Here is a 24554-nt window from a genome sequence, read left to right as displayed (position 1 = left end):
GATCATATGCCCGCGATAGCCAGGAGGTGAATACCGCTGGATAGCGCATCGGCGAAGAATGGTGAGCATGAACCACCACTCGGGATCCACCAGCACGGCTTCTGCTTCCGATGCCGGCTTGGCCAGCAGAACGCCGCGGGCCATCCGGCTGCTCTCCGGCCCGGTCCCTGGCGTGCTGTTGTGCCTGGCCGTCGGCGCGCTGTGCATGCTCGCCAGCCATTTCACCCGTTCCGTGAGCGCGTTGCTCATCGCCATTGTGCTTGGCGCCCTGTGGCGCAACCTGGCGCCAGTGCCTCATGTTGTTGATTCCGGAGTAGCCCTTTCGGCAAAGAAGCTGCTGCGGTGGGGAATCGTCTTTCTGGGATTCCAATTGTCCTTGGAATCCATCCTTGCTCTTGGCCCCGGCGTGCTGCTGGTGGTGGTTTCATCGGTGGCCATCACGTTCCTGCTCACCGCCTGGATCGGCAAGCTGATGGGCCTGGACCTTGAACAACGGCTGCTGATCGCCATCGGCTTTTCCATCTGCGGCGCGGCAGCTGTGGCTGGGGCTGAAGGAACAATCAAGGCCAAGGAGCATCAAGTAGCCACAGCAGTTGGCCTGGTGGTGCTTTTCGGAACCCTGATGATTCCGGCCATGCCCGCGCTGGGCCTGCTTTTGGGTTTGGATGAACGCGGCATCGGCATGCTCGTGGGCGCTTCAACCCATGAGGTGGCACAGGTTGTGGCCGGCGCTGGCTCGGTGTCGGCAGCCGCTTTGGCCGTGGCCGTCACCGTGAAACTGGCCAGGGTTCTCCTGCTCGCTCCGGTGGTTGCCGGAGTCGGAATCTATATGCGGCGCAAGCACAGCGTTCGCGGCGACAAGAATCCGCCGCTGGTGCCCTTGTTCATCATTGGTTTCCTGGCCACCATGCTGGTGCGCACCACCATGGATCTCCCCGAGGTGTTCATCGACGGCGCTTCCACCGTGCAAACCCTGCTCTTGTCTGCGGCCATGTTTGCCCTGGGGCTCGGGGTCCACCTGCGCAGCATCTTCACCTCCGGGATCAAGGCATTGCTCTTGGGACTGGTTGCAACGCTGATCATCGCAGCCGTGGCCGCCAGCGGAACAGTTCTTTTCCCTCCTGCATAGTGCCCGGCGGTGGCTACCGCGCGCTCCAGCCTCCATCCATGGTGTACGAGGCACCGGTGACCATGCCCGCCGATGATGAGCTGAGCCAGGCCACGAGGGAGGCGACTTCTTCTGGCTCAACCAGCCGCTTGATAGCAGCCTCGGTCAGCAGGATCTTCTGCACTACCTGCGATTCGGGGATCTGGTGCAGCTTGGCCTGATCGGCAATCTGCTGTTCCACCAATGCCGTACGGACATATCCCGGGTTGATGCAATTGCTTGTGATTCCGTGCTCGGCACCCTCCAGCGCGGTGACCTTGGACAGGCCTTCCAGCCCGTGCTTGGCCGAAACGTAGGCGCTCTTGAAGGCGCTGGCGCGCAAGCCGTGGATCGAGGAGATATTGATGATCCGGCCGAAGCCGCGTTCGCGCATGCCGGGAAGGGCGGCACGGATGAGCAGAAATGGCGCTTCCAGCATGAGCCGGTGGATCAGCCGCCACGCCCCGGGATCAAATTCATCGATGGCTGCCACCCTCTGGATGCCAGCGTTGTTGACCAGGATGTCGGTCTCGACGCTGCACTGCTCAAGGGACTCGGTCTGCGAAAGATCCACCGCCCAGGCGCTCCCTCCCAAACGGGCCGCAGCCTCGCGGGCCGCCTGCTCATCCCTGTCCGCGATGGTGACTGCGGCACCTGCCTGGGCCAGTGCTTGCGCGCAGGCGAATCCAATTCCGCTGGCACCCCCGGTGACCAATGCGCGCCGGCCTCGCAAGCCGTCATTGCTGGTGGCCGGCCGTTCTGTTTCCTGGGTCATGGCCCGTGATATCCCTTCGTGCGCACCGTTGCGGCAAGGGCCCGATTCTCGGAAGCCCACTGCCAAGCTATGGCCAATTTCCAACTCGGGTCAACGATTCGCGCTGTGCAGATTCCGCAGGTCAATGTGCACTAATGCACGGCTTGGCGATCCCAGCCCGTGCCAATCGCGCAAATATTCAAAGACAGTTGCTACAAATGGCAGGGCATGGTCAAAGAATGCCTTGGGACTATCAAATTGCAGATACCCATCGAAATGTGAAAAGGCCACCATGAACCCCCTCAACCAGCAACGTCGAGCGTCCAGACGAATCGCTGCCGCCGTCGCCGCCTCGAGCGTCGCGGTGATCGGCATTGGCGCAGTCCTCACCACGACGCAGGATGAGGCGTCGACGCAATCACCAACGACTGTGTCAACGACGCAAAGCCAGGAGACGACGCAAACTCCGGAAACCGACACGGATTCAAACGCCGGTTCCGGGTCAAGTTCCGAGTCCACTACGGATTCCCTGGACTCAAGCGCCAATGGCTCCTCACCGGTCTCCCCGGGCACCCGTGGCTCAATCAGTGCAAGATCCTCGGGGTCATAGCCATGAGTGGCAAAACTACCTGGAAAATCTGGGGTTTGAGCGCGGCGATGACGGTAGAAACTGCTCATCTGCTCAAGCCCGCCAAGGCAATTGTTGATTCGGTCCTTGCCGAGGTCGAATTGGCCTGCAGCAGGTTCCGTCCCGATTCCGAGGTGATGCAGCTGGCTCGAACTGGCGCCAACAACACCAGCATCTCCCCCACGCTGGCTCTGCTCATTGACGGCGCCCTGGAAGCAGCGCGCGACAGCGACGGAGACGTTGATCCGCTGTTGGGCGGCGAATTGGCCAATCTGGGCTACGATCGCGATTTCGCCCGGCTGCCTTCAATAACCGCCAAGGGCGTGAGCATCACCCAAGGCCCACTGCGCCCGATCTTGTGGCCCCTGATCCAGCTGAACGGCACGAAGCTCACGCTGCCCGCCGGCACCGCGCTGGACTTGGGGGCCACGGCCAAAGCCATGGCCGCTGATCTGGCTGCTGCACGGGTGGCAGAGGAATTGGATACCGCGGCGCTGGTCAGCCTCGGCGGAGACATTGCTACCGCCGGCAACGCCAAGGAACCCTGGCAGGTGCTCGTTCGGGACACCGATGCCGATCCATGGCAACAGGTCTCTTTGCATTCCGGTTTTGCCATGGCCACCTCCAGTACGCGCAAGCGCCGCTGGAGCCACCGGGGACTGGCCATGCACCACATTCTTGATCCGGCCTTCGGGCTGCCAGCGCACCGGGTTCATTCCAGCATCACTGTCGCCGCGTCAACCTGCCTGCAAGCCAATACCTATACGACCGCGGGCATCGTGCGCGGAGCCAAAGCACTGCAATGGCTGGAATCCATGAACCTTCCGGCCCGCCTGGTCGGCCTTGATGGCACGGTGCAGGGCACCTCCCGCTGGCCTGCACCGGCCCGCAAGCCAGGGAGCGTGAGCGAGAATGGATGAGTTATTCTGGTCCATCGCGCGCACCAGCGGCATCATCAGCCTGTGCCTATTGACCGGTTCGCTGCTGCTGGGGATCATGGCCCGTTCGGGAAGGTCCTTCGGTGCCCTATCCCGCTACACCCAAAGCCTGCTCCACCGAAGTTTTTCGCTTCTGTCAGTGCTCTTTGTCGCGCTGCACGTCATTGCCCTTCTCGCTGATTCCTATGCCCGGGTACACCTGATCGACCTGCTCATCCCGTTCTTCGGCGAATACCGGCCATTCTGGCAAGGACTAGGAACTGTCGGGCTGTTGCTGATGCTTGCGGTGTCGCTGACCGGGTTACTGCGCCAGCGCCTGAGCCTGCCGGTGTTTCGAGGCATCCACCTCGCTTCCTACCTGTTGTGGCCGATTGCCGTGGCCCACGGGCTGGGCAACGGTTCAGACGCCGGCGCCGTTTGGTACCGCGTCATCACCGTCGTTTCGATCGCGCTTGTCGCCGCCGCCGGCATCTGGCGGCTGACAGGTAACTATGCGGATCATGCATCCGCCCGCCGACTGGCCCGTGAAGGAGCAAAGCCATGACCACCACCATCCCCACCATGCACAGCGGTGTCCTTGAAGAACCGCGGTTGCTCGCGGCAGGTCCCGACGCGCGGTGGACTGAGCATCTTGAGTGCTTTGGCCCGCTGCCCCCGACCACTTCAGACCAGCAGATCTTGGCCGAATGGGACGCCTCCGGCTTGGCTGGCCGCGGTGGCGGCGCTTTCCCCACCGCGCGCAAGATTGCTGCGGTACAGCGCTCCGCCGCTCGCACCCGGCGAGCGCCCGTTGTCATCGGCAATGGTTCAGAAGGCGAACCGCTGAGCTGCAAGGACCAGCTGCTGCTGGTCCATGCGCCCCATCTGGTGCTCGACGGGCTGCTTCTCACTGCACGAATCCTAGGGGCCAGTCACAGCTGGCTCGCGGCGAAATCCGGCGTGCATCCCCGCTTGCTTGAAGCACTGGCCGAACGCGGCGAGAACTCTGTGGCATTGCACGCCACGGATTCGCATTTCCTGGCAGGGCAAGCCACCGCCGTGATTTCTTCGCTCGAAGGCGGCCCTTCGCTGCCGCGGCATCCTGCAGGGCATTTGAGCGACGCCGGTTTAGCTGGAGCGCCGACCTTGCTGGTCAACGTGGAAACGTTGGCCCATTTGGCTCTGATCGCCAGATATTCCGCGACATGGTTCCAGACTGCGGGCACCGCTGCGGATCCGGGCAGCCGCTTGCTGACTATTCATGACCAGGGCCGCTACCAGGTTCACGAGGTCCACGGTTCGAGCGATATTTCGCTGGTTCTTGAACAACTGCAGATCTCCGCGGCGAATATCCAGGCTGTTCTTGTCGGTGGCTATCACGGTCAATGGGCCAAGGATCCAAGGATCCAACTAGCCGCCGCCAACGATGTTCACCGCCGCCCGGTGGCCCTGGCGGCCGGGGCCGGAGTCATCGAAGTGTTGCGCCACGATGCCTGCCCCTTGGAGCGGACCTCGCAGATCATTGATTATCTGGCACGCTCTTCGGCCCGCCAGTGCGGGCCTTGCCTTCATGGGCTGCCGACCTTGGCCCGCGATTTTCAAGCGCTCGCGCAGCGCCGCGCCAATGCGCAACTGCCCGAACAGATTCGCCGGCTCGGTGCACTCGTGACCGGCCGGGGCTCGTGCCATCATCCAGATGCCTCGGCGCGCTTGGCCATCAGCACATTGCAGGTTTTTGGCGACGAGGTCGCAGCGCACCGCTCTGGCACCTGCCTTCACACCACCCAGGAGCAGCGATGAGCGCAGAACTGAACATCAATTGGACTCGGTGCCAGGGACGGGGGCTGTGCCTTGAGCTGATGGCCGATTCCCTGGACAGCGACCCGTGGGGTTATCCTCTGCCGCGGGAAGGCCAGGGCACCGATCATGGCAAGGTCCGGGTGCAGGCCGACCAGCTGGAGGCTGCTCGCGAGGCGGTGAAAATGTGCCCGCTGTCGGCACTGTCCTTGCAAGAGGCCGACAGCGCCTTGGACGGCCAACGCTGATCACGCCATACTGGTGGACATGAGCGAATCAAGTCCCCAGACCGTGCCCGAGGTTCCCATCCGCCGTGCGGCCAGCGTGCTGATGCTGCGCGAAAACAATGGCGGCTTCGAGGTCTTTATCCAGCATCGGGTGTCCACCATGGACTTCGCGGCGGGCATGGTCGTTTATCCCGGGGGCCGCGTTGACCCCAAGGACAGCGCAACGGCAGCCAGCGGGCATCTTGGCGAGACGATCATCAGCGCACACTGCAAGCAGTGGGCCGGCACTGCCGTGTGGGACGAAGGCGAAGCGTCAGCCCCGCAGAAAGCCGGGGAAATCCTGGCAGCCGCCCTGCGCGAGGTGCATGAGGAAACCGGGCTGTCCCTTGAGCCCGGGCAGCTTTTCCCGTGGGCCAACTGGGTTACTCCCACCGGCTTCCCGCGCCGCTTTGACACCTACTTTTTTGTCGCGGCACTGGCCGCCGGCCAGGAGCCGGCGCACCAAACCACCGAAGCTGTGCGATCCCACTGGGCCAAGCCCGAGGAGCTTTTCGCGGCACTGGAACGCGGCGAGCTGAAGATGATGCGGCCAACCCAGCGCACCTTGCTTGATGCCATGGCGCTGGGCACCATCGAGCAGATAGCCTCCAGCCGACCGGTCATCAAGGCGGTGCACCCCGATCCGCGCGATTCGCACTCGTCGCACCCGGTGCGCTCCACCGAAATCAGCGCTCCGCGATCCTGATCGCCGCTCAGTCTTCCAGCAGGATCCGTCCCACGATCAGCGACATGATCTCGTTGGTTCCTTCCAGGATCTGATGCACCCGCAGGTCGCGGAAGATCTTCTCCATGCCGTAGTCCGCCAGGTAGCCGTAGCCTCCGTGCAGCTGGATGGCGCTGTTGGCGACGTTGAACCCGGCATCGGTGGCGACCTTTTTGGCCATGGCACAAAGCCGCACCGTATCCGGGCTCTTTGCATCCAGGGCACTGGCCGCGCGGCGCAGCAAAGAACGGGCCGCTTCCAGCTCCATATCCATGTCGGCCAGCTTGAACACCAGGGCTTCCTGCTTGGCCAGGGGCCCGCCGAAGGCCTGGCGCTCCTTGAGGTAGGCGGCCGATTTGTCCAAAGCCAGCTGGCCGCCGCCCAGCGAGCAGGCGGCAATATTCAGACGTCCGCCATTGAGCGCTTTCATGGCCATGGAGAATCCCTGGCCTTCCTCGCCCAGCAGGTTTTCGGCAGGAATGCGCACGCCTTCCATGATGACCTGGCGGGTGGGCTGGGCTTTCCACCCCATCTTCTTTTCATTAGCGCCAAAGCCCAGTCCCGGCAGATCGGCGGGGACCAGGAATGCGCTGATCCCCCGGGCTCCGGTATCCGCGGTGCGGGCCATGACGATATACAGTCCCGAGCTTCCGGCCCCGGAGATGAATTGCTTGACGCCGCTGAGCACATATTCGTCGCCATCCCTGCGGGCGCGGGTGCTCAGTGCCGCGGCGTCGGAGCCGATGCCTGGTTCGGTCAGGCAATAGGAGCCCAGCTGTTCCATGCTGATCAATTCCGGCAGCCAGGCGGCCCGCTGCTTTTCATTTCCGAAGCTGTCCACCATCCACACCACCATGTTGTGAATGGATATGTAGGCGGCCAGCGTGGGGTCCGCCTTGGCCAGCTCTTCAAAGACGAGTACCGCGTCGCTGCGGGTGAGCGCCGAGCCGCCGTGCTCCTCCGAGGCGTAGATGCCGCCCATGCCCAGCTGGCCGGCTTGGGCGAGCACATCAATGGGGAAATGCTGTTCTTCATCCCATTTTTGGGCCATCGGTGCGATCTTCGTTTCCGCGAAATCGTGGACCATGCCGATCAGCGACTTCTGGTCTTCGCTTATTTCAAACACCACCGGCTCCTTTGCCCGTTATTGCTCCATGTGAGCACAGTCTATGTGACCCGCGCTACAACACAAGTTCCGCCGCTTGCCCCGCATCATCACCGCCAGCAACTAGGCTGGCCGGTATGCAGATCCGAACAGCCACCGCCGACGATTGGCCGGCCATCTACGCGTTCTACCGCGAAATCATGGCCGATGGGCAGAGCTATGCCTTCCCCGAGGACCAGAGCATGGACGAGGCCGAACCCTGGTGGATGGAATGCCCGCCGGGGCAGAGCGTGGTCGCGGTGGATGGCGGGAGAATTATCGGTTCGGCCAAGATGGGGCCCAATAGGCCCGGGCGTGGGGCGCATCTTGCCACGGCGTCCTTCCTGGTGGACCCTGGCTACCGGAACCTCGGCGCCGGTCGGCTGCTGGGCGAGCATGTGATCGCCTGGGCCAGGGAACAGCAGTATCGCGGCATCCAGTTCAACGCCGTGGTTGAAACGAATTACGCCGCGGTGCACCTGTGGCAATCGCTGGGATTCAGGATCCTGGGCACCGTGCCCGGTGCCTATAACCACCGGGTGCACGGCATGGTGGGCCTGCACTTCATGTTCAAGGAGCTGGGCTAGCCGGCCTCGTGGGTGATGACCTGCCCGGTGGCCGTGGTGTCCGCCCGCAGCATCCATCCCATGCGCTTATGCGTGCGCACCCCCACATCGGAATCGATGATCTGCATCCCCGGTGCCACCTGCTGCAGGACGCGCTCCACCTCGGCGATCTCCCCCGGGTTGCGCAGCCACAGGGCGAAGGTGAAATTCGAATCCCCGGTGATCGTCGCGCACAGCCGCAGGGTGCGCATGGAACGCAGCTGCCGCACCGCGGCCTCAAGCTGCGTCGGGGGAATGCGCGCATGCCAATGGCAGAAGACCGGATGCCCCGAGTAGTTCTGGGCCAGCTCGCAGCGCAGCAGCACCGCCCTGGAGTCCAGCAGCTGGCGCAGGTGGCGGGCCGCGGTGCTCGGGTGGATGCCCAGCTCCGCGGCGATCTGCGCGGCGGGCATCCGCCCGTCCACGGAGAGCAGCCGGCGCAGCTGGTTCTGCTGGGGCACCGGGGAGCCGGCCGGGGCCGCGTTGACCGGATTCAGTTCGCGCAGCCGCTGCTGCTGGGCCGGGGAGAGGACATCGAGGCGCCAGTTGCTGCCGGTGGCGTAGAGCCCGGTCATCACCGAGACATGGAGCCGGGCGATCCCCGGGTCTTCGCGGACCAGCGGCAGGATCTGCCCGGTCAGCTGCGCCCAGTCCCCGGTCAGCACGGTCAGCCGGGCATCCCATGAGCGCGTCGATTCCTCCACATTGCCCACCTCCGGGATGGCGCACATGCGGGCCAAAACCTCGTTGCGGGCCTGCGGATAGCACTGGATGCTGACAAAGGCGACGGTCCCGCTGGCCGCGATGGACCCCTGGTGCCCGGTGACCCAGACCTTGCCTTCGCTGTGCAGGCGCTCCCACCGCGCGGCCAGCGTGGTGGGGTGCTGATCCAGGATGGGGCCGAGCTGGGCCCAGGAAACGCGCGGGAAGATCTGCAGCGCGTGCACCATCTCCAGGTCCGCCTGGGGCAGTTCCATGCACGATCCTTCGGTTTTTGCATGCCAATTAACTATTTTCTAAGTTTACGGCATGCGGTGAATTGGATCACATCACGCTGGGTAGACCACCTCAGCAACGAAGGGACCACGATGACAGGCACCGCCTCATCCGCAGATCTGACCATATCGCTTCGCGATGACGCGAGCGCCTTGGCCCCGGACATCACCGACCTGCGCCACCGCCTCCACCAGGAACCGGAGATCGGGCTCGACCTGCCGCGCACCCAGGAAAAGGTGCTGGCCGCCCTGGAAGGCCTGGGCCTGGAAATCACCACCGGCACCGACACCACCTCGGTGACCGCAGTGCTGCGCGGCACCGCCGCGCAGGGTTCAGGCCCGCGGCCCACCGTGCTGCTGCGCGGGGACATGGATGGCCTGCCGGTGCAGGAGAAGACCGGCGTACCCTTCGCTTCGCAGATCGACGGGGCCATGCATGCCTGTGGCCACGACCTGCACACCGCAATGCTGGTCGGCGGCGCCCAGCTGCTCGCCGCCCGCCGCGACCAGCTGCCCGGCGACGTGCTGTTCATGTTCCAGCCCGGCGAGGAAGGCTTCGACGGAGCCGGCGTGATGCTGCGCGAAGGGGTGCTCCAGGCCTCCGGAAGCCACCCGCAGGCCGCCTACGGACTGCACGTCATGAGCGCCATGGCCCAGGGCGGCACCTTCCTTTCGAGAGCCGGGGCCACCATGAGCTCCTCGGATGCCCTGGTCGTGACCATCCACGGCGCAGGCGGCCACGGCTCGGCCCCCTACGCGGCCAAGGACCCGGTGCCGGTGGCCGCAGAGATCGTCACGGCACTGCAGGCCATGGTGACCCGCCAATTCGATGTCTTCGACCCGGTGGTGCTCACCGTCGGGGTGCTGCGGGCGGGCACCAAGCGCAATGTGATCCCGGAGAGCGCCCATCTGGAGGCCACCATCCGCTCCTTCTCGGCGGCCGCCAAGCGGAAGCTCAAGGCCTCGATCCCCACCCTGGTCGAATCCATCGCCGCCGCCCACGGGCTGTGGGCCACCGCCGAATACATCGAGGAATACCCGCTGACCGTTTCAGATGCCGCCGAGACCTCCTTCGCCCAGTCCAGCGTGCAGGAGCTTTTCGGGCAGCAGCGCCACCAGGTGCTGGCCAACCCGCTGGCCGGTTCCGAGGACTTCTCCCGGGTGCTGGAGCAGGTGCCCGGCTCCTTCCTGTTCCTCTCCGCGGTGCCCGAAGGCTCCGACCACGAGCAGGCCGCCTACAACCACTCCCCCTACGCCATCTTCGACGATGCCGTGCTGCCCGACGGCGCCGCCACCTACGCGCGGCTGGCCATCGACCGCCTGGCCCTCGCCGCTTCGAACTAAGGATCCGCCATGACAACCACCACCAATGCCGCCAAGCCCGCGGCCGGGCGTCGCAGCGTGGCCCGCACCCTCTTCGGCACCGGTGCCGGCAACGCCGTCGAATGGTATGACTGGGCGGTCTATGCGACCTTCGCCTCGTTCATCTCCACGCAGCTATTCAGCCCGGCCGATCCCTCCAGCGCCTTCTTGATGACCCTGGCCATCTTCGCCGTTGGATTCGTCGCCCGCCCGGTCGGCGGTTTCCTCTTCGGCATGATCGGCGACAAGTTCGGACGCAAGGCCTCGATGACCCTGTCGGTGGCACTGGCTTCGCTCGGCTCCCTGGCCATCGCCCTGACCCCGAGCTACGCCACCATCGGCGCCGGCGCCTCGGCCCTGCTGGTGACCGCCCGCCTGGTGCAGGGCCTGGCCCACGGCGGCGAGCTGCCCAGCGCGCAGACCTACCTTTCGGAAATGGCTCCGGCCGAGCGCCGCGGCCTGTGGTCCTCGCTGATCTACGTTTCGGGCACCACCGGCATCCTGTTCGGAACGCTGCTCGGCGCGGTGCTCTCCACCGTGCTCACGGTGGAGCAGATGCAGGGCTTCGGCTGGCGCATCCCCTTCGCCCTCGGCGCGCTGTTCGGCTTTGTCGCCCTGCTCATGCGCTCGCGCATGGAGGAATCGGCCGTCTTTGAAAGCGGCCAGAAGAACCCGGGAAGCACGCAGGCCGGCAAGCCGCGGCTGCTGGCGGACATGGCCCGGCATTGGCGCCAGGCATTGCAGGTTATCGGCCTGACCGTGGGCCTGACCGTGGTCTACTACGTCTGGGGCGTCTCCACCCCGGCCTATGCCATCAACGTGCTGGGAGTGGATGCCAAGGGCGCCCTGTGGGCCGGTGTGGCCGCAAATATCGTCTTCCTGCTGGTGTTGCCGCTGTGGGGCCGGCTCTCGGATAAGATCGGGCGGCGCCCGGTGCTGCTGATCAGCTCCGCCGGTGCGATCGCCTGCTACTTCCCGGCCAGCGCCCTGCTGCAGGATTCGGCCCTCCAGCTGGCGGTGTCCATGTCGCTGATGCTGGTGTTCATCGGCGGATTCGCTTCCATCGGCCCGGCGGTCTACGCCGAGCTCTTCCCCACCTCGGTGCGCACCATTGGCGTCGCGGTGCCGTACGCGATCTGCGTTGCGGCCTTCGGCGGCACGGCGGCCTACCTGCAGGCCGGGTTCGAAACCTGGTTCGGCGATGCCGGCCGCAGCTACTTCGGGTTCTACGCCATCGCCATGCTGCTGTTCACGGTGATCACCATCCTGACCCTGAAGGAAACCCGCGGCAAGGACCTGTCCAGCTAGGAAAATCCCCGCAGCTGGCTCACCAGCGCTGAACCAGCCGCGCAACGGCCGAGCGGAACCGCATCCGCTCGGCCGTTGCGCTGCGTTCCCCGCCCGTGCAGCTGGCCGCTAGTCGCGGGCGTCGAACTCGTCGCGGGCTTTGAGCACCTTGGATGCATGGTTCTCGGACCACTTGCGCAGCGTTTCCATGGGGCCCAGCAGGCTGTGGCCAACCTCGGTGAGCTCATAGTCCACGCGGACCGGGACCTGGGCGAAGACGGTGCGCTGCACCAGCCCGTCGCGCTCAAGTGTGCGCAGGGTGCTGGTAAGCACTTTTGGAGTGACGCTGCCGATGCGCTGGCGTAACTCGGAGAAACGTTGCGGCCCGCCAGCTAGGCCAAGCAGGACCAGCGGTGTCCATTTATCCCCGAGGCGCTGCATAATTTCACGTGAAGGACAGTTCTGCACGAAGACATTGAATGACTCATGGCTATCCATTAGGAAACCTAGTTTCGTTGTAGTAGTCAGTATCTAAAGGATATCATCATGTTGTACGACAACCAATCAACAGGAGAATCACCATGAAGATCGCAGTCTACGGAGCCACCGGCATGGTCGGCACTGAAGTTGTTGCCGAAGCCATTTACCGCGGCCACGAAGTCACCGCGGTAACCCGCTCCGGCACCGAAGTCGCCGGCACCACCGCCGTCGCAGCCGAACTGGACGACGCCGCAACCTACCGCGAGCTCGGCAAGAACAATGACGTCATCGTCATCTCCGTTCCGCCATCGCGCACCGGCGGAGACCACCAGGAATACCTGGACGCTTTCGAGGAAATCACCGAAACCCTCACCCCAGCGCGCCTGATCGTCGTTGGCGGCGCAGGCGCCACCGAAATCAACGGTGTCCGCCTGGTCGACAGCCCGGATTTCCCCGAGGCGTACAAAGCCGAAGCGCTTACCGCAGCTGCCGTCTACGACATGTTCACCTCCGTCTCCGGAATCACCTGGACCGTCGTTGCACCAGCTCCGGTCATCGCACCGGGCCGCCGCACCGGAAGCTACGCCAAGGGCACCGATTCGCCAGCCGGCGACTTCGTTTCCAGCCAGGACTTCGCGGTGGCAATCCTCGACGAAATCGAAACCCCGGCACACGAAAACCGCCGGCTGACCGTAGCCAGCGAAAAGTAGATACCCGACGCCCGAAGCCGTGCCGTGCATTCGTCGGATCCGCGCCGCAGGGCGCCGATCTGACGAATGCAACGTACATGGCTAAAGTTGGAGTGGTCATTCCACTAGCACCCCGAGGTAAGTTACTTCCCATGCAACGCAACTCGCGCTCTTCGCGTATTCTGGCCGGCGCCTTCGCACTGCCATTAATCGGCGCCCTCTTGGCCGGCTGCTCTTCAACGGGCAGCTCCGATTCCACGGCACAAGGCAAAGAACCGGTCACCGGCGGCACCATGGTCTATGCCTCGGGCGACGCAGAGCCAAGCTGCCTGGACCCGCACGTTGGCGGCAACTACCCGCAGGCGCTGGTGGCCAGCCAATATCTGGAATCCCTGTTCACCAAGGATGCCAACGGCGAGATCATCCCATGGCTGGCCGAGAGCACGGAAGTCTCCAAGGACGGATTGACCCGCACCATCAAGCTGCGCGAGGGCATCAAGTTCACCGATGGGACCAAGCTCACCGCGAACGCCATCAAGGCCAACGTCAAGCACCTCAAGGACCCCAATACCGCTTCCTCCACCGGATACCTCGCCGTGGGCAAAGTGGTCAGTGTTGAGGTCAAAGATGAGCTGACCGCAGTCCTCAAGCTGTCCGCTCCCGATAACGCGCTGCTCGAATCCCTGGCGATGCCGTGGACCGCCATCGAATCCCCCAAGGCCCTGGAACGCGACCAGGCCACGAACTGCGCTGCCCCGGTGGGCACCGGACCGTTCAAGGTCGAATCCTGGGAGCATCAGAAGGCCGTGAACCTGGTCCGCAACGATGGCTATGTCCTGCCGGTCGCTGATGAAAAGCGCACCAGCAGCACCGCCTACCTGGATGGCATTACCTGGCGTTTCATCCCGGAAGCCGCCACCCGCTATGCGGCGTTGCAATCCGGCGAAGTCGACGTGATCGATAACGCCCAGCCTGACACCATTGCCTCGGCCTCCGATGCCGGATTGGGCCACCTCGATGCGCCGCGCCCCGGTGCCTCGAACCGCATCGAGCTCAACAGCTCCAAGGCGCCATTTGACGACCAGCGAGTCCGCGAAGCCTTCATCCGCGCGGTCGATGCGAACACCGGGGTCTCCGCGTTGTTCTTCGGCACCGCCCAGCGCAGCAATTCGCTGCTATCCTCCGTGGAGCCACTGGGATACTCGGACGAATCGCTGTTCACCACCGATACCGCCAAGGCCAACCAGCTGCTCGATGATGCCGGCTGGAGCGAACGCGATGCCCAGGGCTACCGCGTGAAGAATGGAAAGCGCTTGAGCTTGGCCTTCCCGGTCTCCACTAACCAGTCGGTCCCGGCCGAGCAGTCCCTCTTCGAGCAGTTCCAGGCCCAGGCCAAGGCCGTGGGCTTCGAGGTGAAGATCGACCTGCTGGATCTGTCCAGCTGGTATGGAGCGCTAGCCAAGCACGAGTACAACCTGGTCTCCGCTCCATACACCAAGGTCGGCCCCTCGGTGCTGCGCGTGCTCTACCACTCCGACTCCACGGTTCCTGCCCCTTCGGGCTACTTCGCCAATAACGCCCAGGTGAAGAACAAGAAGCTCGACCAGCTGCTGAACAAGGCCGAAGAGACCGAGGATGGCGCGCAGCGCGCCTCGCTCTACGAGCAGGCGCAGAAGATCGTGTTCGAGGGCTACTACGTGCTGCCGCTGTATGACCAGCAGAATCATTTCCTCTACGGCAAGAACGTGCACGGCGTCGGAACCACCACGGCGGTGTCCTCCCCGATCTACTTCGACACCTTCCTGGACCAGTAGCCCCTGATGGGCACGGTTGCTTGGGCTGGGCGCAAGATCGGCGGCACCCTGGTGGTGCTATGGCTGGTGGCCACGGCCATCTTCATCGCCATCCGGCTGATCCCCGGCGACCCGGCCGAAGCAATCATGGGCGGACCGGGCTCCCAGGCTTCGGCCGAAGCCCTGGCCGCTGCCCGGGCAGAGTACGCGTTGGACCAGCCGCTCTTCGCGCAATACCTGCTGTATCTGGGCAAGCTGCTGGTGCTGGACTTCGGCACCTCCTACTCCCTGAAACAGCCGGTCGCCCAGGTCATGGGCGAGGTTCTGCCCAATACCCTGTGGCTCTCGCTGCTGGCCCTGGCCGCCGCCTGGCTGATGGCCCTGTGCTTCGCCGCGGCAGCCACCCGGTCCAGCCGCTTTGCCAGCCAGCTGGGCAGCCTGATGGAAATCATCGCCGCCGCCGTCCCGCATTTCTGGCTCGGCGCGGTGCTGATCATGCTCTTCTCTTCCGCATTGGGCTGGCTGCCTGCCGTGGACAACGGCTCCGCCCAAGGCCTGGTGCTCCCGGTGCTGACCCTGGCGCTGCCGCTGGCTGGATTCCTCACCCAATTGATGCGCGATTCCCTGGGCGAGGCGATGGGCAGCCAGTTCGCCCTGGCCGCCCGGGCCCGCGGCGAAAGCCGGCTCAAGCTCTTCTGGCGCCATGGCCTGCGCCATGCGGCCCTGCCTGCGCTGGGCCTGACCGGCTGGGCGTTTTCTTCGCTGCTCTCCGGAGCCGTGGTGGTCGAAGCAATTTTCGCCCGCCCGGGCCTTGGCCGCTCCCTGCTCTCCGCGGTCTTGGCCCGCGATATTCCGATGGTTACCGGCATCGCCTTGTTCTCCGCGCTGGTCTACATCGTGGTCATGGCCTTGGCCGAAGGGCTCGAACGGCTGATCAACCCGGCGGGTGATCAGCGATGAGCCGCACCGCAAAAATCCTCTCCGCCATCGTCATCGGCCTCTGGCTGCTGATGGCCCTGGCGCCCTCGGTCCTGGCTCCCGGGGATCCGCTGGCCATCAACCCGGTGCAAGCCTTCCAGAAACCAGGGGCGGCGCACTTCTTCGGCACCGACGAATCGGGCCGCGATATCTACACCCGCGTCATCCATGGCGCCTCGGACTCGCTATCCATCGGCCTGGCCGCCACGGCCCTGGGCATGGGGCTGGCCATCATCCTGGGCACCGTTGCCGCGCTCTCCCCGCGCTGGATCGATGACATCATCCTGCGCGTGCTCGAAGCGCTCTATGCCATTCCCTCCTTGCTGATGGCACTGCTGATCATTGCCTTCACCGGTCCGGGCGTGGGCCCGGCCATCGTGGCCGTCGGCCTATCCACGGCTCCCGGCTATGCCCGGCTGGTGCGCAGCCAAATCCGCAGCCTGAAGAACTCCGAAATGCTGGAGGCCGCCACCGTGCTCGGCCGCAGCAGCTGGCTCAAGGTCCGCAACCATCTGGTGCCCAATGCGCTCAAGCCGCTGCTGGCGCTGGTGACCCTGGGCATCGGCCAGGCCGTCATTTGGGCCGCGGCCCTCTCCTTCCTCGGCCTGGGCGCCGCCCCGCCCGCTCCGGAATGGGGTGCCATGCTCTCGGCCGGCCGCACCTACCTGCACCTTGCCTGGTGGATGAGCCTCTTCCCAGGCCTTGCCATCGTGGCCGTCGCGGTGTCCGCAACCCTGATCGGCCGCGCCCTGGGCGGAAAGGTGAAGTCGCTATGAGTGAACAGGAGCTCATCACCGTCAAGGACCTGTCGGTCAGCTTCAACGGAGCACCCGCGGTGAAGAACATCTCCCTGGCTATCCGCGCTGGCCGGGTGCTGGCGCTGGTCGGCGAATCCGGATCCGGCAAATCCGTGACAGCGCGCAGCCTTTTGGGCCTTTCCGGCGGGAGTGTCAGCGCCGGCGAGCTTACCATTTGCGGGCGGGACGCGCTGGGCCTGGATGACCGGGCGTGGCAGAAGATCCGCGGCAATTCGATTTCGATGATTCTGCAAGATGCGCTGATGGCCTTGGACCCGCTGCGACCCGTGGGCCGGGAAATCGCTGACGGGCTCAAGGATCATGGCTCGCTGTCCAAGCCAGAGCGTGAGCAGCGGGTGCACGAGGTGCTCACGTCGGTAGGCATGCCCGAGCCCGGGCTGCGCGCCAAGCAGCGCTCCCCCGAGCTTTCCGGCGGCATGCGCCAGCGCGCCCTCATTGCCCAGGCGCTGGCCGGCAACCCGCAGGTGGTGATCGCCGATGAGGCAACCACCGCGCTGGATTCGGCACTGACGGCACTGGTCCTTTCGCAGCTGCGCAAGCTCAAGGAGCAGGGCCGCGGCGTGCTGATGATCAGCCACGATCTGGCGCAGGTGGCCCACCTGGCCGATGACATCGCGGTGATGCGCCACGGCGAAATCGTCGAAGCTGGACCGGCCGAACGGGTCTTGAATCACCCACAGCACGACTACACCCGCAAGCTCCTGCAAGCGGTGCCCTCGGGAGTCCCGCGCTTCGCGCCGCTTTCGGCAGCTGGCGCTGTGCCGTTGCCTGCCCCTGCCCCTACCCCGAGAATTGTTGCTGGCCCGCCGGCCCTTTCGGCCAATAACCTGTCGAAGAGCTTTGGAAAGCACGCGGCTGTGGACGCGGTGAGCTTCGAATTGCCGCGGGGGAAAACCCTAGGCATAGTGGGTGAATCCGGGTCCGGGAAAACCACCACCGCGCGCATGGTGCTGGGTTTGCAGAAACCGGATTCCGGCACCGTTGACCTGCTCGGCGAGCGCTTCGCGCCCCTGGCCGAGGGGCAACGCCGAAAGCTGCGCGAGCAGATGGGCGCGATCTACCAGAATCCCTTGGGCTCCTTTGATCCGCGCTATTCCGTCGGCCAGCTGCTGGCCGATGCGCTCAGCGGCGGCAAGACCAAGCGGACCGCTGGCTACCGCAACGAGGTGGCTGGATTGCTGGAACAAGTGGAACTTTCCACCAGCCTGCTCCCGCGCTCTCCTCGCGAGCTCTCCGGCGGACAGCGCCAGCGCCTGGCCATCGCGCGCGCCCTCGCGCCAAGGCCCTCGGTGCTGGTTTTGGACGAGCCAGTGTCGGCATTGGATGTTTCCATCCAGGCCACCGTTTTGGATCTGCTGGATCGGATCCAGCGCGAGACCGGAACCAGCTACCTGTTCATCAGCCACGATCTGTCGGTCATCGAGCATATGAGCGATACCGTGGCGGTCATGCACCAGGGCAAAATCATCGAGCAGGGCGACACTGCGTCGATCTTCGCCTCGCCGCAGCAGGAATACACCTGGATGCTGCTCTCGGCGATGCCCCGGCTGCGCTGAGTCCTAAAGTTCCCGCTGGCACAGTTGACAAAATTTATGAGTTTCGCGGGGCTGGATCATCAACGATGTCAGCCGGCAATTTTGGCGCCATGCTGGTTTTCATGCGATTCATCAATGGTCACCCTGGATTCGATTCGCGCGCCGACTGCATTGGCGTATCGCCTGATCGTTTCCAGGCGCGGATTTGAATCGTACTGTTCCATTCTCGATACCCTTTGGCGTGTCACTCCAAGTATTATGGCGACTTCATCCTGCGTCATGCCACGCTCAACACGGATGTCAACGAGATCAGAAATCATCTGCCGATGAGACTGGGACAAGCTCTTCGCACGTTGTCGTATTGCTTCGGAATTCGACAAATGGGGCCAGCTGGTTTTATTTGCCATGGCCGAAATGATAATTCCGCTCCTAACGCTGCGCAACTTTTAAGTTGCTTCTTCAGGTGAACCGGTACCTTGAGACCGCAAAGCCCACTTGCTCTTCCTGATCCCGCCGCGAGACCGCCAGCGATGCCTGCCCGTCGTGCCAGGTCCGCTTGATGTGCTTGTGCAATCTAACTAGAACTGAGGGGTAGCTTGAAGGTTCACCGTGATAGAAACGTAGATTTCTTTGCAGAACCTGCAACCGAAGTTCATATAGATCAGGGTCCATCCGCACCGGCTTCAGTGGTGTTTTAGCATTTCCAACATGTAGTAATTTCCCAGCTGCTGCGTCCTCGAATAGCCCATCAATTTCTCCGAGACAATGGTTTCGGGCGAAGAAATCGAGGCTATTGAGCCAGCCATCCAGCTCCATGACGCGTTTATTTGCGGCGTCGTAACTGAAGACCCACCTGTATGGCGCATTTTCTGGGTGGCTGCATCGCGAGTCCGCACCGCTTCGAGATTTCATGAAACCGAAGCTAGCTAATAGTTTCCCCTACGAGCAGCTCCCCTACGCGAGTTCTGGAAATCCCTCTTGGCGCACGTCAAAAGTCGACGACTGAAAACGGCAAATGCCCCGACGCCCAGCACGAATTGCGCGGACGCCGGGGCATGACACCGGAGTCGACTGAACCCTAGATCTTTTCGATCAGCTCGTCCTTGACCTGCTTGCGCAGGATCTTGCCGAGCAATGAACGCGGCAGCTCTTCGACCTGGACCACGCGCTTGGGCACCTTGTAGGCGGCGAGCAGCTCGCGGCAATGGGCACGCAGCCCGTCCTCGTTGAGTTCAACGCCCGGTTCCAGCTGCACCGCGGCAACCACCATCTCTCCGCCGCGGGCCAGCGGCTTGCCGAAGGCCGCGGCGTCAACCACGTCGGCGTGCTGGCGCAACGCGATTTCCACTTCGGTCGGCGAGACGTTGAAACCGCCGGTGATGATCAGTTCCTTGGCCCGGTCCACGACCTGGGTGAATCCGTCCTCGTCAACGGTGACCACATCGCCCGAACGCAACCAGCCATCGCCGGTTTTCACCTTGGCGGTCTCTTCGGGGTTGTTCCAATAGCCCTGGAACACCTGGGGACCCTTGATCAGCAGTTCACCGGCCTCGCCTTGGGCTACCTCCTTGGACGGATCATCCACCTCGACAACCTTCATCAAGGTCGAGGGGAAAGGCACGCCGATGGTTCCGGTGCGCCGGCTGGGGTGGAAGGGATTGCCCAGCGCCACCGGGGAGGATTCGGTCATGCCATACCCTTCGACCAGCAGCCCGCCGGACATGGATTCCCACAGTTCCACGACATGCTCTGGCAGGTTCATGGCCCCGGAAATGCAGTACTTGGCGCTCTTGAGCGACATGCCGCGTTCCTTGGCGGCCAGCGCGGTGCGTTCGTAGATCGGCGGGACGGCGCAGTACACCGTGGCGGGCGACTTTCTCCACGCGTCCAGGATCATCTGGGCATCGAACTTCGGGAACAGCACCAGCAGGCCCTGCTTCTTCACGCCGAAGGTCAGGTAAAGGGTCATGCCGAAGGCATGGAACATCGGCAGGATCGCGTAGAGGATTTCCTCGCGTTCCTTGGCCCCGAGCATCCAGGCCTCGCCCTGCAGGGCATTGGAATACAGGTTGAAGTGGGTGAGCATGGCGCCCTTGGGGTGGCCCGTGGTGCCGGAGGTGTACTGGATGACGGCCAAGTCATCCACACCCGGATGCGGGTGGTTGGCATCAAGCCGGCCGCCGGAAAGCAGTTCCTTCCACGAAGTGGTTCCCGAGGTGCGGGCGGTCAACGAGGCCTTGGTTTCGCGCAGCTTCTTCACCGGAAGGTTCAGCGCCATCTTCTTCAGTGGCGGGAAGGCATCCAGCAGGTTGACTGCTATGACTGCGTCCAGCTGCACGTCCTTGGGGAATTCCTGCAAGGTGCCCACGACCTTGTCCCAGGCAATGGCCACGCGCGCTTGGTGGTCTTCGAATTGGTGGCGCAGCTCTCGGGCGGTGTACAGCGGATTGTGCTCCACCACCACAGCCCCCAGCCGCAGGACAGCGTAGAAAGCCACCACATGCTGCGGGCAGTTGGGCAGGATCAGGGCCACCCGGTCCCCGGCACGCACCCCGAGCTTGCGCAGCCCTTCGGCCGCCTGCTCCACCTGTTCGCCGAGCTGCGCATAGCTGGTGCGCCGCCCAAAGAATTCTGTAGCCGGGCTCTGGCCTGCTTCAGCCACCGAGCGTTCGAACATGCGGCTGAGCGCTTCGGTAGGCAGGTCAATACTTGCAGGGACGCCGGGCTGGTAATTGGCCACCCAGGCGGGCGCAGCGCTGTTCTCCATAGCTCCCATCATGCCCTACGCGCCGGTAGCAAAGCGATTCTACTGGGCGCCAAGGACATGCCCCCGGCCAAGGACAGCAAAATTGTCCGGTGCACCAACTAGACTGCGAGCCAAGTAGAGTAGCACCCGCGCTCACGCCCCGGAGGCATCCATGGCACGCTGTTATCCGCAAGACCCTGAATTTACCGAGAAGACTGCAGCAGAACAGAAAGTCTTCGAAATCCTTCGCCACGCCTTGCCCGATCAGGTGCTGCTCTTCCATTCAGTACAGTTGCGCAATCAGCGTGCGGAACATGAGATTGACCTTCTGGTGTTGTGGCCGCACGTTGGCATTGCGGTCATCGAAGTCAAGGGCGGGCGGCTCACGGTGGAAGAGGGCACCTGGTACCAATCCGATGGCAAGGGCAAGCATCGCATCCAAAGCCCCATGGCCCAGGTGCAAAGCGCCGCCCATGCGTTCAAGCAGGCCCTCGCCCCCTTGATGGGAACCCCGATCACCAGCAAGATGGCCGATGTGGTGTGCTTTCCCTATACCGATTGGCCGAGCCATTACAGCTCTGTAGGCGTGCCGCGTGAACTCATCATCGACCGTGCCCAGCTGGCGGATCTGGATTCATTGCTGCGCCGCGCCATCGAGGACCACGGCGGCGGTCTAGCTGGGCTGAGTCCCGAGTTTGCCCAGCGCATGGTCAAGCACCTCACAGGGGACACCGGCCCATTGGGCGAGACCAATGATTCCTTCGGTCATGGCGATGCACTGAGCAACGAAGACCTGCAAGAAACCCTCACCAGCAGGCAAGCGATCTTGCTCTCTTCAACCCGCTCCTTGAATCGCGTGAGTTTTATCGGCGGTGCAGGCAGCGGAAAAACGTGGATGGCCCTGGAGAAGGCACGGCAGCTGGCTAAAGAGGGGCTGCGCGTCGGCTTGTTCTGCTACAACAAGGGCCTGGGCCATTATCTCAAGTCGCAGGTGGATCTGTGGCGGCAGAACAAGCCCTCGCATACCGGCGAATTCCATGAGTACGCCCGCTCGGTCGGGGTCCCGGACGGCACCGGCCAGGAGTATTTCGATGTCGCCATGCCCCAGCTGCTCAGGGAGCTGGGACCATCATTGCCGCAGTCGCAGAAGTTTGACGCCGTGATCGTTGATGAAGCCCAGGATTTTGCTCCGGGCTGGTGGGAAGCGCTGCTTTCCTGCACCAAGGATCCGCTTAACGGCCAGGTCTATGCGTTCATGGACAACCGGCAAGACGTTTATCAGCGGTGGAGTGGTGAAAACATCGGCGATGGCACTCCGCTGGTGCCCATCCATGTCGATGACAACCTGCGCAACACCCGGAGCATCGCCCGGACATTCAAGGAAATCATCGGCAGCAACGTCAAGCTGCGCGGCGGCGAAGGACTGCCCGTTCGGTTTGTGCACTGCCCAACCCAAGACGCCGTGGACATCGCATCGGATTGTGTTGACCGGTTGATCGATGAAGGCTGGGCCAACAACCAGATTGCCTTGCTGACCACCAATCGGCGGCACCCCATCCACCAGGACCACTATGAGAACGGAACGATCGATACGGAGTATTGGCCAGCGTTCCATGCTCGCGAGGAGGAATTCTACGGCCATGTGCTCGGGTTCAAGGGGCTGGAGAGAAGCGTGGTCATTCTTTGCGTTAATGGCTTCAAGGACATGAACCGGGCCACCGAGCAGCTATATGTCGGATTCTCCCGGGCGCGCAGCCTCCTAGTGGTGGTTGGCGACCGCCAGCTGGTGGACGAAGCTAGCGGAGCGAACCTGCAGATTTCCCTGAAGGATGCCACCGACTGGACCGCGCCAGAAGCCCTGGCAGGCTAGAAATTCAGCCCGCGAGCAGCCACATCCCACAGCTCAGAACTTCCATCGGGATGCACCGCTAGCACCGAATCAACCAGGTTCACCGCCTGGCACACGTGATTCGGGATCACCTGCAGCTGCGTGCCGTGCGCTGGCAGCTCGAGGTTTTCAGGCCACAGCACCGTGGCGTGATGTTCCGAGAGCGCGCTGATCCGCGCGTCAAGGCACTGGGCAATGCGGCCATAGCCGGTAGCCCATACGGGACGATCGCTGCCAAGTATTTTGCTTCCGGCATCCAGCACAACGCGGCGCGGAATCTGCTCATTGCCTTCATGGCGGCTGACCACGGTCGCGGCCACGGTCAAGGCGATCTCGTCGAAGCCGGTGCGGCCGAGCTCATACTGCTGCGCGTCGCCGAAAACATAGACCCCCGGGCGCACCTCGGTCAGCACCGAATTATCACTGAGCGCCGCGGTGGGAGTTGATCCGCCGCTGATCCGCTTGATGGTGAACCCGGCCTCGCGCAGAATCCTGGTCGCTTCGGCCAGCGCCTTGTGCTCGTCGTTGACGGCGCAGTCGATGCCGTCAGGGTTGTAGCTGTGCCCCGGGAAGGTGAAGACTCCATGCACGCGCATGCCGGCGGCCCGCGCGGCCTCGGCGATAGCCAGCGCATCGTGCGGGCTGACGCCACTGCGATGATGGCCGCTGTCGATTTCGATCATGAGGCGGATCTTTGCTGCTTGCGGCCCGAGCATCCGCGCCATTTGTTCCACGGCCTGCACCGAATCGGTGCCAATGCTGAGCTTGGCGCGCTTCATCAATTCCTGGATCCGTTGCGCCTGGGACTCATCGACCCATAGCGGATAGGCGATGAAGATCTTGGCCACGCCTTGCAGGGCAAAACTCAGTGCTTCGCCCACGGTGGCCACGGTGAGCCCGACCGCCCCTGCCTCCAGCTGGCGTCCGGCGACTTCGAGCATCTTGTGCGTTTTAGCATGAGGACGCAATTTCAGGCCTTGGCTGGCGACCCGATGGGCCATTTTTTCGATGTTCTTCTCCAGCTGCTCCACATCGATCATGATGTGCGGCGTACTGGTTCCAGCCGGGATTGTGGCCACGTCTACCGTTCCTTAGTGCTTGTTGTGCATCGCGGTGACGGTCCTGCCCGAAGTTGAATCCGCCGAACAGAGAGATTACCGCAGGTACCTATCAACACGCCAAGTGCTCACTGGCGCTGGGCTGGACCGGTACGCGCAGCCAGCTTGGTGGACAGCTCATGGGCATGATGCAGCAACAGCTCACCGAGTTCTTTTCTCCGTTCGGCCTCGAATCGCGTATGGATGCCGGTCAGGCTCAAGGCCCAGGCCGGCTGCCCTGAGCTGTCGAAGACCGCCGCGCCCATTCCCCAGCTTCCCTCGACGATCAGTCCCGGATTGACCGAATAGCCGAGTTTCCTGGTTTCAGCGATCTTCTTGCGCAGTTCCCTGGCGCTGTGGGCTGGCCCGTATTCGGCTTCCAGGCTGCTGCCGGCCAGGTAGCGCTTCATGCTTTCTTCGGGCAGGAAAGCCAAAATTGCCATCCCCGCTGAAGCCACTCCCAGCGGGAAGCGCCGGCCTTCATAGAGCACAAAGGACCGGATCGGGAAGGCTCCGTCCTGGCGGAGCAGGCAGACGGTTTCATCGGAGCGCCGCGCGGAGAGGAAGGCGCTCTCTCCGGTCTGTTCGGCCAGCGCCGTGACGTGCTCGCGCGCCAGCTCGCTGATGTCGTAGCGTTCGGCGGCTACGGCTCCCATGAGGTACAGCTCCGGTCCCAGCAGCCATTTGCCGGTGCGATGATCGTGATCGCAGAATCCTTCGGTAACCAATGCCGAGAGCAGCCGGTGCACGGTGGGCCGGGCCAATGAGGTGGCGCGGGCCGCCTCGGTGGTCGTAATGCCAGCGGGCATCGAGGTGCTCACGGTTCGCAGCACGGCAGCCAGCCGGCCGACAACCTGCGCACCTGCCGGTAAATTGCTCATGGCCATATTATGGACGATGTTTG

Annotated in this window: 25 protein-coding genes; 15 read left to right on the top strand and 10 right to left on the bottom strand. The window is 63.6% G+C overall.

Annotation, left to right across the window (positions count from 1 at the left end; genetic code table 11):
• Positions 1-67: 67 nt before the first annotated feature.
• On the top strand, positions 68-1129 hold the full coding sequence (locus H6F58_RS02650) for a putative sulfate exporter family transporter (protein ID WP_195181041.1): 1062 nt from the start codon (positions 68-70) through the stop codon (positions 1127-1129).
• Between the two features lie 13 nt (positions 1130-1142).
• On the opposite strand, the gene H6F58_RS02645 is transcribed toward H6F58_RS02650, so the two are convergent.
• Together H6F58_RS02645 and H6F58_RS17920 are read right to left on the bottom strand one after the other, a co-directional pair.
• Positions 1143-1922: a 3-hydroxybutyrate dehydrogenase gene (locus H6F58_RS02645; protein ID WP_195181040.1), complete on the bottom strand. Its 780-nt coding sequence runs from the start codon at positions 1920-1922 to the stop codon at positions 1143-1145.
• A gap of 90 nt (positions 1923-2012) precedes the next feature.
• Positions 2013-2276, bottom strand: coding sequence for a hypothetical protein (locus H6F58_RS17920; RefSeq protein WP_206693399.1), 264 nt, complete (start codon positions 2274-2276; stop codon positions 2013-2015).
• A 237-nt stretch (positions 2277-2513) separates the two neighbouring features.
• Between H6F58_RS17920 and H6F58_RS02635 the strand changes: the two genes are divergently transcribed.
• Genes H6F58_RS02635 through H6F58_RS02615 form a run of 5 tightly spaced genes read left to right on the top strand, consistent with a single transcriptional unit; the run spans position 2514 to position 6215 of the window.
• Positions 2514-3449, top strand: coding sequence for an FAD:protein FMN transferase (locus H6F58_RS02635; protein WP_206693398.1), 936 nt, complete (start codon positions 2514-2516; stop codon positions 3447-3449).
• The gene (locus tag H6F58_RS02630) at positions 3442-4011 is read left to right on the top strand and encodes a ferric reductase-like transmembrane domain-containing protein (protein ID WP_195181037.1); all 570 of its coding nucleotides are present in this window, start codon (positions 3442-3444) and stop codon (positions 4009-4011) included. Before H6F58_RS02635 ends, H6F58_RS02630 begins: the two co-directional genes overlap by 8 nt.
• The gene (locus H6F58_RS02625) at positions 4008-5246 is read left to right on the top strand and encodes an NADH-ubiquinone oxidoreductase-F iron-sulfur binding region domain-containing protein (protein ID WP_195181036.1); all 1239 of its coding nucleotides are present in this window, start codon (positions 4008-4010) and stop codon (positions 5244-5246) included. The genes H6F58_RS02630 and H6F58_RS02625 overlap by 4 nt, the downstream gene beginning before the upstream one ends.
• On the top strand, positions 5243-5491 hold the full coding sequence (locus H6F58_RS02620; RefSeq protein ID WP_195181035.1) for a ferredoxin: 249 nt from the start codon (positions 5243-5245) through the stop codon (positions 5489-5491). Before H6F58_RS02625 ends, H6F58_RS02620 begins: the two co-directional genes overlap by 4 nt.
• A 19-nt stretch (positions 5492-5510) precedes the next feature.
• A complete protein-coding gene (locus H6F58_RS02615; RefSeq protein ID WP_146276355.1) occupies positions 5511-6215 on the top strand; it encodes an NUDIX hydrolase in 705 nt (234 codons plus the stop codon).
• Between the two features lie 7 nt (positions 6216-6222).
• On the opposite strand, the gene H6F58_RS02610 is transcribed toward H6F58_RS02615, so the two are convergent.
• A complete protein-coding gene (locus tag H6F58_RS02610; protein WP_060702658.1) occupies positions 6223-7359 on the bottom strand; it encodes an acyl-CoA dehydrogenase family protein in 1137 nt (378 codons plus the stop codon).
• A gap of 116 nt (positions 7360-7475) precedes the next feature.
• On the opposite strand from H6F58_RS02610, the gene H6F58_RS02605 reads away from it, so the two are divergent.
• The gene (locus H6F58_RS02605; RefSeq protein ID WP_195181034.1) at positions 7476-7964 is read left to right on the top strand and encodes a GNAT family N-acetyltransferase; all 489 of its coding nucleotides are present in this window, start codon (positions 7476-7478) and stop codon (positions 7962-7964) included.
• Here the strand turns inward: H6F58_RS02605 and H6F58_RS02600 are convergent.
• On the bottom strand, positions 7961-8959 hold the full coding sequence (locus tag H6F58_RS02600; protein ID WP_195181033.1) for an Lrp/AsnC family transcriptional regulator: 999 nt from the start codon (positions 8957-8959) through the stop codon (positions 7961-7963). The two genes, H6F58_RS02605 and H6F58_RS02600, sit on opposite strands and share 4 nt — an antisense overlap.
• 111 nt (positions 8960-9070) lie before the next feature.
• Between H6F58_RS02600 and H6F58_RS02595 the strand changes: the two genes are divergently transcribed.
• Both H6F58_RS02595 and H6F58_RS02590 read left to right on the top strand, forming a co-directional pair.
• Entirely contained in the window at positions 9071-10321 is a 1251-nt protein-coding gene (locus H6F58_RS02595) for a M20 family metallopeptidase (RefSeq protein ID WP_206693397.1), read from the top strand.
• A gap of 9 nt (positions 10322-10330) precedes the next feature.
• Complete coding sequence (locus H6F58_RS02590; RefSeq protein WP_195181032.1) at positions 10331-11647, top strand: MFS transporter; 1317 nt, start codon at positions 10331-10333, stop codon at positions 11645-11647.
• A 108-nt stretch (positions 11648-11755) separates the two neighbouring features.
• On the opposite strand, the gene H6F58_RS02585 is transcribed toward H6F58_RS02590, so the two are convergent.
• Positions 11756-12124 carry a helix-turn-helix domain-containing protein gene (locus H6F58_RS02585; RefSeq protein ID WP_195181031.1) on the bottom strand — a complete coding sequence of 123 codons (369 nt, stop codon included), beginning with the start codon at positions 12122-12124 and terminating at the stop codon, positions 11756-11758.
• 83 nt (positions 12125-12207) lie between these two features.
• Here H6F58_RS02585 and H6F58_RS02580 point away from each other — a divergent pair, with 83 nt between their 5' ends.
• The 5 genes from H6F58_RS02580 (at position 12208) to H6F58_RS02560 (ending at position 17940) form a co-directional block, all read left to right on the top strand.
• A complete protein-coding gene (locus H6F58_RS02580; protein ID WP_195181030.1) occupies positions 12208-12816 on the top strand; it encodes an NAD(P)H-binding protein in 609 nt (202 codons plus the stop codon).
• 131 nt (positions 12817-12947) lie between these two features.
• Complete coding sequence (locus H6F58_RS02575; RefSeq protein WP_195181029.1) at positions 12948-14609, top strand: ABC transporter substrate-binding protein; 1662 nt, start codon at positions 12948-12950, stop codon at positions 14607-14609.
• A gap of 6 nt (positions 14610-14615) precedes the next feature.
• Entirely contained in the window at positions 14616-15548 is a 933-nt protein-coding gene (locus H6F58_RS02570; RefSeq protein ID WP_195181028.1) for an ABC transporter permease, read from the top strand.
• Complete coding sequence (locus tag H6F58_RS02565; RefSeq protein WP_195181027.1) at positions 15545-16342, top strand: ABC transporter permease; 798 nt, start codon at positions 15545-15547, stop codon at positions 16340-16342. The genes H6F58_RS02570 and H6F58_RS02565 overlap by 4 nt, the downstream gene beginning before the upstream one ends.
• Positions 16339-17940 (top strand): ABC transporter ATP-binding protein, encoded by a 1602-nt coding sequence (locus H6F58_RS02560; protein ID WP_195181026.1) that lies wholly within the window; start codon positions 16339-16341, stop codon positions 17938-17940. Before H6F58_RS02565 ends, H6F58_RS02560 begins: the two co-directional genes overlap by 4 nt.
• A 68-nt stretch (positions 17941-18008) precedes the next feature.
• Here the strand turns inward: H6F58_RS02560 and H6F58_RS02555 are convergent, their stop codons facing one another.
• The 3 genes from H6F58_RS02555 to H6F58_RS02545 form a co-directional block, all read right to left on the bottom strand.
• The gene (locus H6F58_RS02555; RefSeq protein WP_084793287.1) at positions 18009-18326 is read right to left on the bottom strand and encodes a helix-turn-helix transcriptional regulator; all 318 of its coding nucleotides are present in this window, start codon (positions 18324-18326) and stop codon (positions 18009-18011) included.
• A gap of 52 nt (positions 18327-18378) precedes the next feature.
• Positions 18379-18735: a hypothetical protein gene (locus H6F58_RS02550; RefSeq protein ID WP_146276374.1), complete on the bottom strand. Its 357-nt coding sequence runs from the start codon at positions 18733-18735 to the stop codon at positions 18379-18381.
• 262 nt (positions 18736-18997) lie between these two features.
• On the bottom strand, positions 18998-20686 hold the full coding sequence (locus H6F58_RS02545; RefSeq protein ID WP_195181025.1) for a long-chain-fatty-acid--CoA ligase: 1689 nt from the start codon (positions 20684-20686) through the stop codon (positions 18998-19000).
• Positions 20687-20837: 151 nt separating this feature from the next.
• On the opposite strand from H6F58_RS02545, the gene H6F58_RS02540 reads away from it, so the two are divergent.
• Positions 20838-22535 carry an NERD domain-containing protein gene (locus tag H6F58_RS02540; RefSeq protein WP_195181024.1) on the top strand — a complete coding sequence of 566 codons (1698 nt, stop codon included), beginning with the start codon at positions 20838-20840 and terminating at the stop codon, positions 22533-22535.
• Here H6F58_RS02540 and H6F58_RS02535 read toward each other — a convergent pair.
• Both H6F58_RS02535 and H6F58_RS02530 read right to left on the bottom strand, forming a co-directional pair.
• Positions 22532-23632, bottom strand: coding sequence for an alanine racemase (locus tag H6F58_RS02535; RefSeq protein ID WP_146276380.1), 1101 nt, complete (start codon positions 23630-23632; stop codon positions 22532-22534). The two genes, H6F58_RS02540 and H6F58_RS02535, sit on opposite strands and share 4 nt — an antisense overlap.
• A gap of 107 nt (positions 23633-23739) precedes the next feature.
• On the bottom strand, positions 23740-24531 hold the full coding sequence (locus H6F58_RS02530) for an IclR family transcriptional regulator (RefSeq protein WP_060703499.1): 792 nt from the start codon (positions 24529-24531) through the stop codon (positions 23740-23742).
• Between the last annotated feature and the right edge of the window lie 23 nt (positions 24532-24554).

Source organism: Glutamicibacter sp. FBE19, from assembly GCF_015524875.1.
GTDB classification, from domain to species: domain Bacteria; phylum Actinomycetota; class Actinomycetes; order Actinomycetales; family Micrococcaceae; genus Glutamicibacter; species Glutamicibacter halophytocola.
This window is presented reverse-complemented; position numbering and strand designations above follow the sequence as displayed.

Bases quoted from the DNA above. Each gene is read 5' to 3' on its own strand.
- H6F58_RS02550 (WP_146276374.1), bottom strand. From the start codon at position 18,735: ATGGAGCTGGATGGCTGGCTCAATAGCCTCGATTTCTTCGCCCGAAAC.
- H6F58_RS02560 (WP_195181026.1), top strand. From the start codon at position 16,339: ATGAGTGAACAGGAGCTCATCACCGTCAAGGACCTGTCGGTCAGCTTC.
- H6F58_RS02530 (WP_060703499.1), bottom strand. From the start codon at position 24,531: ATGAGCAATTTACCGGCAGGTGCGCAGGTTGTCGGCCGGCTGGCTGCC.
- H6F58_RS02570 (WP_195181028.1), top strand. From the start codon at position 14,616: ATGGGCACGGTTGCTTGGGCTGGGCGCAAGATCGGCGGCACCCTGGTG.
- H6F58_RS02645 (WP_195181040.1), bottom strand. From the start codon at position 1,922: ATGACCCAGGAAACAGAACGGCCGGCCACCAGCAATGACGGCTTGCGA.
- H6F58_RS02580 (WP_195181030.1), top strand. From the start codon at position 12,208: ATGAAGATCGCAGTCTACGGAGCCACCGGCATGGTCGGCACTGAAGTT.
- H6F58_RS02650 (WP_195181041.1), top strand. From the start codon at position 68: ATGAACCACCACTCGGGATCCACCAGCACGGCTTCTGCTTCCGATGCC.
- H6F58_RS02635 (WP_206693398.1), top strand. From the start codon at position 2,514: ATGAGTGGCAAAACTACCTGGAAAATCTGGGGTTTGAGCGCGGCGATG.
- H6F58_RS02630 (WP_195181037.1), top strand. From the start codon at position 3,442: ATGGATGAGTTATTCTGGTCCATCGCGCGCACCAGCGGCATCATCAGC.
- H6F58_RS02600 (WP_195181033.1), bottom strand. From the start codon at position 8,959: ATGGAACTGCCCCAGGCGGACCTGGAGATGGTGCACGCGCTGCAGATC.
- H6F58_RS02615 (WP_146276355.1), top strand. From the start codon at position 5,511: ATGAGCGAATCAAGTCCCCAGACCGTGCCCGAGGTTCCCATCCGCCGT.
- H6F58_RS02605 (WP_195181034.1), top strand. From the start codon at position 7,476: ATGCAGATCCGAACAGCCACCGCCGACGATTGGCCGGCCATCTACGCG.
- H6F58_RS02585 (WP_195181031.1), bottom strand. From the start codon at position 12,124: ATGGATAGCCATGAGTCATTCAATGTCTTCGTGCAGAACTGTCCTTCA.
- H6F58_RS02595 (WP_206693397.1), top strand. From the start codon at position 9,071: ATGACAGGCACCGCCTCATCCGCAGATCTGACCATATCGCTTCGCGAT.
- H6F58_RS02565 (WP_195181027.1), top strand. From the start codon at position 15,545: ATGAGCCGCACCGCAAAAATCCTCTCCGCCATCGTCATCGGCCTCTGG.
- H6F58_RS02575 (WP_195181029.1), top strand. From the start codon at position 12,948: ATGCAACGCAACTCGCGCTCTTCGCGTATTCTGGCCGGCGCCTTCGCA.
- H6F58_RS17920 (WP_206693399.1), bottom strand. From the start codon at position 2,276: ATGCCGATCACCGCGACGCTCGAGGCGGCGACGGCGGCAGCGATTCGT.
- H6F58_RS02555 (WP_084793287.1), bottom strand. From the start codon at position 18,326: ATGGCAAATAAAACCAGCTGGCCCCATTTGTCGAATTCCGAAGCAATA.
- H6F58_RS02545 (WP_195181025.1), bottom strand. From the start codon at position 20,686: ATGGAGAACAGCGCTGCGCCCGCCTGGGTGGCCAATTACCAGCCCGGC.
- H6F58_RS02590 (WP_195181032.1), top strand. From the start codon at position 10,331: ATGACAACCACCACCAATGCCGCCAAGCCCGCGGCCGGGCGTCGCAGC.
- H6F58_RS02620 (WP_195181035.1), top strand. From the start codon at position 5,243: ATGAGCGCAGAACTGAACATCAATTGGACTCGGTGCCAGGGACGGGGG.
- H6F58_RS02540 (WP_195181024.1), top strand. From the start codon at position 20,838: ATGGCACGCTGTTATCCGCAAGACCCTGAATTTACCGAGAAGACTGCA.
- H6F58_RS02625 (WP_195181036.1), top strand. From the start codon at position 4,008: ATGACCACCACCATCCCCACCATGCACAGCGGTGTCCTTGAAGAACCG.